The organism is Kitasatospora sp. NPDC007106 (assembly GCF_040634455.1).
GTDB classification, from domain to species: Bacteria; Actinomycetota; Actinomycetes; order Streptomycetales; family Streptomycetaceae; genus Kitasatospora; species Kitasatospora arboriphila.
The window spans coordinates 1-6,538 of sequence record NZ_JBEYFP010000329.1; the positions used below are offsets into that span (position 1 = coordinate 1).

Consider the following 6,538-nt stretch of genomic DNA (forward strand, 5'->3'; position numbering starts at 1 on the left):
GCCGCTCCTGGTCGGGGGCGGCCGCCGTCCGCGCCGTCGAGGTGAGCACCGACGGCGGCCGCGTCTGGCGGACGGCCGAGCTGCTCGACCCGCCGAGCCGCTACGGCTGGCGGCGCTGGGCGCTGGACTGGCGGCCCGCGGCGCCCGGCCGCTACGGGCTGCGCGCCCGCGCCACCGACCTGCTCGGCCGCACCCAGGGCGCCGAGGCACGGTTCAACCGCGAGGGCTACCTCTTCGACGCGGTCGTGGTGCACCCGGTGGAGGTGGTCTGAGGGCGCCGCGGGTCAGCCGAGTGCGATCCGCTCCAGCCGCGGCGCGCCCGCGGCACCGACGGCAGTGACCCGGACGGTGTTGGGCCCCGGCCGCAGGGTCACCGGCAGCGCCACCGTCTCCCAGCGGTCCCACCCGCCGGTGGGCCGGAAGGCGCGTGCGGCGACCACCCGGCTGCCGTTGACGGCGACGTCCATCGGCCGGTCGGCGGCACCGCCGTTGGCGTAGCGCAGCGAGAGGGTGGCGGCGGCCGGGGCGCCCGCCTCGACCGTCCACTCGGCCCCGGCTCCGGCACCGCCGTCGAAGGACGCCCAGGCGACCCCGGACGGACCGGTCTCCAGCCGTCCCTGCCGCAGCACGGCCTCCTCGGCCCGGTAGGTCCCGGACGGCCCGGGGACCAGCTGGTAGCCGCGCATCGACCGGATCAGCAGGTGGCAGTCCTGCAGCGAGCCGGAGGTGTCGCCGAGCGAGCGGTAGATTCCCCACTTGGGGCGGACCCGGTCGGCGAGGAAGGTGTCCACGCCCTCCTTCGCCGCGTCGACCAGGGTCGTCCCGCCGCTGCGCAGGATCCAGCGGACCGTGCCCTTCGAGCCGTCGCCGATCCTGATCCGGAAGTCCACGTCGACCCAGCGGTCGTGCAGCGCCGCCAGGTCGGTCCGGCCGACCAGCACCCCGGACTGCGGCAGGGCGAGTTCGACCGTCTCCCTGCCGCCGACCCGCCGCAGCGACTGCACCACGATCGGCGCGGTGCCGTTGCCGGGCTGCTTCATCTGCATGATGTGGGTGAAGGTCGTGGTCGCCCGGAGCGAGGACGGGACGTACACCGCGTAGGTGGTCCGCCAGGTCTCGCCGGCCCGCCACTCCAGCGGCGGGCCGCCCGCCGGACTGCGCATCCCGGTGACCTCGTGGCGCTGCCGGTCGGTGGCGGAGTCCCGGTCGACGGTGTGCATCGTCCAGCGGTACGCGTCGCCGTCGGTGGTGATGTGCGGCCGGGCGGACGGGTGCGAGCCGGCCCGGTCGTCCTCGACGGTCTCGAAGGCGCGCAGTCCGTCGAAGGCGGGGGAGGGCGACCAGCGCAGCTGCCAGCCGGAGACCGACGGGGCGGCCGGGGTCTCGCCGCGGGCGGCCATCTGGAGCCCGGCGGAGGCGGCGCCGCCGAGCGCGGCGCCGAGCAGCAGCCGGCGGGAGGGCGTGTTCATGACAGGGCTCCTGATGGTCGGGCGCGGCGGGGGTCCCGGGGCTCGCCGGGGCGGAGTCCGTCCAGCGTCGGGGCGCGCCGGGCCGCGGTCAAGGAACGTCAGGAACGCTTACGCCCGATTTAAGACTCGCCGTCAGGCCGCCGGATCGGCCGCCTCGTACGGCGTCAGCACCAGCCGCACCACGTCCTCCAGCCGCCGGCGGGCGTCGTCCAGGGTGGTCCGGCCGGTCACCCAGGCCGTCAGCTCGCCCTGCCAGGCGTGCCCCACGATGTGCCGCACGACGTCCCCCGTGCTCGGCGGCACCTCGGACATCACCGCGCGCAGCGCCGCACCGTCCGCCTTCGCCATCGCCTGCAGCGCCTCGCTGGCGAACGGATCGGTGGACGCCGCCACCGACACCCGCAGTCGGGCCAGCTCGGGCTGCCGCTGGTAGGCGCGCATGCCGTGCCGGACGAAGCGCACCATCCGGTCGCTGGCCGTGAGCCCGGCCCGGCGGCCGCGCGCCTCACCCACCAGGTCGGTCAGCAGCGAGTGGTGCCACTCCGCGATCGCGGCCGCGAGCAGGTGGTCCTTGGACGAGAAATAGCGGTAGGTCGTCCCGAGGGCGACCCCCGAGCGTTCGGACACCTGGCGCATCTGCAGCCGCTCGACGCCGATCTCGGTCACCAGCGCGAGCGCGGCCGCGATCAGGTTCCCGCGGCGTTCCAGCTGACGGGGCGACATCGCCTCCACCGGACGGGGTGACAGGTCAACCTTGGTCACCTTCACCATGATAGGGCCCGGGGTCCCGCACGGGTATGACGCGATCGGTCACGGACGGGTCGCGCGCGCCTCCCGCAGCAGCGTCTCCTGCACCGCCGAGGCCACCAGCAGGCCGTCCCGGTTGTAGAACTCGCCGAGCGCCAGACCCCGTCCGTCCGAGGCCGAGGGGCTGCGCTGCGCGAACAGCAGCCACTCGTCGGCCCGGAACGGGCGGTGGAACCACATCGCGTGGTCCAGCGAGGCCAGCAGGGTGCGCCGCGGCTCCTTCCGCCCGAAGCGGTGCGGCTCCAGGTGCAGCGCCGTGGTCGAGGCCAGCGTCAGGTCGGACAGGTAGGTGAGCGCGCAGACCTGCAGCAGCGGGTCGTCGTCCGGCAGCGGGGTGCCCGTCCGCAGCCAGACGAACTGCTGAGGCACGCCCGGGAGCTCGGCCGGCATCCCGGGCGCGTCGGCCGGCAGGAAGCGCATCTCCAGCGCACGGAAGCCGGTCGACTTCGCGAAGTCCTCCGGGTTCGCCCGCTCCCAGGCCACGAACGGGTCCGGCAGCTCCTCCGGCCCCGGCACCGGCGGCATCGTGCGCTGCCGCTCCGTCGAGGACTCCGGGCGCTTGAACGACGCCGACATGGTGAAGATCGCCTCGCCGCGCTGAACCGCCGTCACCCGGCGGGTCGCGTACGAGGAGCCGTCCCTGATCCGGTCCACCTGGTAGACGATCGGCCGGGTCGGGTCGCCGGGCCGCAGGAAGTAGCCGTGCAGCGAGTGCACCGACCGCTCCGCGCCGATCGTCCGCCCGGCCGAGGTCAGCGCCTGCGCGGCGACCTGGCCGCCGAAGGCGCGCATCGGCGCGCCGGCATGGCACCGGCCGCGGAACAGGTTCTCGTCCAGTTCCTCGATCCGCAACAGCTCGACGAACGGGGCCACCTGGTCGTCGGCCGGCATCCCCTGGTCCATGGCGTCGTTCACCGCCCCATACTGGCAGATCGCCCCCGCACCGCGGTGTGACCTGGGTTACCCGTGGTGCGTCGGGGGAGTAGAACGCGTTCCAGAAACGATGGCCTGTCAGTCCCCGCACCTAGCGTCCTCGCCATGACGCAAGCCGTGCAGACGTACGCCTACCTGCGCCCCTCCGCGGTGCACCGGAACACCGCCGGGCGGGCCCTCGCCCTGGAGACCTCCGGCGGCGCCGGCCCGCTCGGGGCCACCGCCAACCCGCGGTTCTTCAGCGGCTTCCTGACCTCGCCCGCGGCCGCCGCGGCCGCCCTCCTCGCGGTGGCCGACGTCGCCGCCGCCCGCTATCACCAGCCGCAGCTGCGCGCCTCCCTCGACCCGGTGGTCACCGCCGGCGGCGACCGGCTGCGCTTCGAGTCCTTCTCCGGCTGCTGCGGCGTGCACGCCCGCCTCGACGTCCTCGCCGACGGCCTGGACGGCGACGACCCCGGCCACGGCACCACCAACGTCGACGTCAACAACCCGCTCCGCGAAGGCCTCAGCCGGATCGGCGCCGGCGAACCGCTGCACCTGGCCGTCGGCCCCGACGCCCTCGAGGTCACCACCCTCGACGGCCCGATGGTCGAGAAGAAGGTCCCGCTGCCCGAGCGCTGGGTGCGCGGCTTCGCCGAGACACAGGTGCTCACCGCCGGCTTCGACCTGCGCGCCGAACTGCCGGCCGCCGAGGCCGTCCGCTTCCTGCGCACCCTGCCCCGCACCGGCGGCCGCGGCTCCACCACCGGCTGGGTCGTGCCGGCCGGCCGCACCCTGCGCCCGACCAGCCGCCCGGTGCCCGGCGCCGTCTGCCTGCCCGGCCCCGAGCGGCTCGCCGCCCTGCAGCGGGTCCTGCGGCACGCCCTCGGCCTGCGGGTCTACGGCCCGCCCGCCGCGGCGGCCCCCGGTGCGTCCGCCGCCTCCGCCTGGGAGGTGGTGCTGCCCGGGATGCGGCTCACCCTCACGCTCTCGCCCGACGCCTCGCGCGGCTTCTCCGGCGAGGGCGGGGTGCTCACCGCCCTCGCCGCCGAGGGCTCCGAGGAGGACGCCGAGCTGATCGCCACCCTGCTCGCCTGGGAGCCCAGGATCGACCCGGCCGAACTCGCCGCCCAGTCCGGGCTCACCGTCGAGCGGGTCCGCGCGGCGCTCACCCGGCTCGGCACCGCCGGCCAGATCGGCTACGACCCGGCCGACGCCGCCCACTTCCACCGCGTGCTGCCGTACGACGCCGGGCGCGCCGAGGCGCACAACCCGCGGCTGCGGGCCGCCCGGGCGCTGGCCGCCGCCGGCGCCGTCCGGCTCGGCGACGGCCTCGCCGAGGTCACCGTCGACGACCACGTGCAGCGGGTGCGCACCGGCGCCGACGGACAGCTCGGCTGCACCTGCCTCTGGTGGGCGAAGTACCGGGGCGGGCGCGGGCCGTGCAAGCACGTGCTCGCCGTCGGCCTGGTTCGCGCCGGACAGCCGGAGGCCGCGCGATGAGCGTCGCCGACCTCGCCCGCAAGGGGGACACCGCGGCCGTCGCCGCCGCCCTCGCCGAACTCGCCCCCGAACAGCGCCGCGCCGAGGTACCCGCGCTGCGCGCCCTCCGCAAGGAGTTGCGGGACAGCTGGTCCGGTTCCCCGGACCGGTGGACGGCCCTGCTGGTGGCCGGCGCCGGCTGCCACACCTCGCCCACCGCGGCCGCCGAGTGGATCGGCAGCCGGGTCTTCGAGGACCGCGCCGGCTGGCGCAACCCGCTGCTCGTCGAGGTGATCGAACGTCAGCCCGTCGAGTGGCGGCAGGTCGTCACCGCCCGGCTCGCCGAGCGCAGGGCACCCGGCTGGGGCTGGTCCGAGCACTTCCCGCTGCTCGAGTACCTCGTCCGCTCCACCGGCAGCCCGGTGCCCGCGACCGACTCCTTCACCACCCAGTGGGTGCGCGAGCGGTCCCGGCCCGAACCGCGCCACCGCGCCTTCGGCGACCTGCCGCCCGGCCGCGACCTGCACGCCCGGCTGGTCGCCGACCCGTTCACCCCGGTGCTCGCCCCGCGGGTCTTCGAGGTGCCCGACCTCGCCGGCGAACTGGAGGGCCCCTGGGTCGCCCGGGACGACTCCGAGCGCTGGCCCGCCGTCCTCGCCCGGCTGGCCGCCGACGGCGTCCTCGACCGCGCCGACCTGCTCGACCGCTGCCTCGCCCGGCTGCTGCGCGGCGGCGGCCGCCCCAACGACCACCGGATCTACCTGACGGTCCTGCGGGCGCTGGCCCCCACCGCCGACGAGTACGCCGAGCGGGCCCGCACCCTGCTGGCGCTGCTCTCCGGCCCGTCCACCACGGCCGCCCTGGCCCAGGAGGTACTCGCCTCGCTGGACGCCGCCGGCCGGCTCGACCCCGAGGTGCTCGACGAGGCGAGCCCCACCGTGCTGTTCCGGACGGAGAAGAAGCTCGTCCGCGCCCAGCTCGGCTGGCTCGACCGGGCCGCCCGCACCGCGCCCCACCGGGCCGGGCCGGTGGTCCTCGCCGCGGCCGGCGCCTTCGGCCACCCCGACCGCACCCTCCAGGAGCAGGCGCTCAAGGTGGTCGCCCGGCACCTGGCCGCCGCCGGCACCGCCGTCCTCCCCGAGCTGCGGGCCGCCGCCGAACAGCTCGACCCGGCCCACCACCGGCGCGCCGCCGAGCTGGTCGGCGCCGAGGTGCAGGCCGAGGAGTACCAGGAGCTGCTGCCGCCCCCGCCGCAGCCCCGGCCGGTGCCCGCCCCGATCGCCACCCCGGCCGAACTCGCCGAGGAGCTCGGCGCGGTGCTCGCCGGGGACACCGCCCTCGTCCCCTGGGAGCGCGTCCTGGACGGGCTCGTCCGGCACGCGCACACCGACCGCGCCGCCCTCGCCGAGGCCCTGGACCCGGTGCTGCGGGCCCACCCCCACGCGCGGGACCTCGGGCTGATCGCCGAGGCCGCCGCCGGCCGGATGACCGTCGGCCGGGCCCGCCAGGTCGCCGACCGCTCGTACCGGCACGGCAGCTTCCGCACCGCCTGGTCCACGCCCTTCGACCAGCAGACCGCCGCGCGGCTGGAGGAGGCCGTGCTGCGGCTGGCCACCCGCCCGCTGCCCCACCTGCTGGCCACCCCCACCGACACCACCGGGTCGATCGACCCGGTCGTCCTGGTCGAACGGCTCGCCGGGTACGCCGCGCTCGGTGCCGACCCGGGCCCGGTCGACCTCGGGCAGGCCCTGCTGCGGGTGGCGCCGACCACCGAGCCCGCGGTGATCGCGGCCGCCGCGGCCGTCGGCACCCCGGCCGGCGGCCGGCTGGCCGGCTGGCTGCGCGAAGGCGGCCTCCCGCGCCGCCCC

General features: G+C 76.7%; 5 protein-coding genes and 2 pseudogenes. 3 read left to right on the plus strand and 4 right to left on the minus strand.

Going from position 1 to position 6,538, the window contains the following annotated elements:
- Nucleotides 1–272: pseudogene (locus ABZ641_RS22380) on the plus strand (sulfite oxidase); the annotation flags it as partial.
- A 12-nt stretch (nucleotides 273–284) separates the two neighbouring features.
- Here ABZ641_RS22380 and ABZ641_RS22385 read toward each other — a convergent pair.
- The 4 genes and pseudogenes from ABZ641_RS22385 to ABZ641_RS22400 form a co-directional block, all read right to left on the minus strand.
- Nucleotides 285–686 (minus strand): carbohydrate-binding protein, encoded by a 402-nt coding sequence (locus ABZ641_RS22385; RefSeq protein WP_344628318.1) that lies wholly within the window; start codon nucleotides 684–686, stop codon nucleotides 285–287.
- Nucleotides 666–1,469, minus strand: a pseudogene (locus ABZ641_RS22390) (Tat pathway signal sequence domain protein); the annotation flags it as partial. The gene ABZ641_RS22385 and the pseudogene ABZ641_RS22390, both read right to left, overlap by 21 nt.
- Nucleotides 1,470–1,601: 132 nt before the next feature.
- Complete coding sequence (locus ABZ641_RS22395; protein WP_344628313.1) at nucleotides 1,602–2,231, minus strand: TetR family transcriptional regulator; 630 nt, start codon at nucleotides 2,229–2,231, stop codon at nucleotides 1,602–1,604.
- Nucleotides 2,232–2,279: 48 nt separating this feature from the next.
- On the minus strand, nucleotides 2,280–3,191 hold the full coding sequence (locus ABZ641_RS22400) for an acyl-CoA thioesterase II (protein WP_344628312.1): 912 nt from the start codon (nucleotides 3,189–3,191) through the stop codon (nucleotides 2,280–2,282).
- A 123-nt stretch (nucleotides 3,192–3,314) separates the two neighbouring features.
- Here ABZ641_RS22400 and ABZ641_RS22405 point away from each other — a divergent pair, with 123 nt between their 5' ends.
- Nucleotides 3,315–4,691: an SWIM zinc finger family protein gene (locus ABZ641_RS22405; RefSeq protein ID WP_359984272.1), complete on the plus strand. Its 1,377-nt coding sequence runs from the start codon at nucleotides 3,315–3,317 to the stop codon at nucleotides 4,689–4,691.
- Nucleotides 4,688–6,538: DUF6493 family protein (locus tag ABZ641_RS22410; RefSeq protein ID WP_359984275.1), on the plus strand; the 1,851-nt coding region annotated here is incomplete at its 3' end. The genes ABZ641_RS22405 and ABZ641_RS22410, both read left to right, overlap by 4 nt.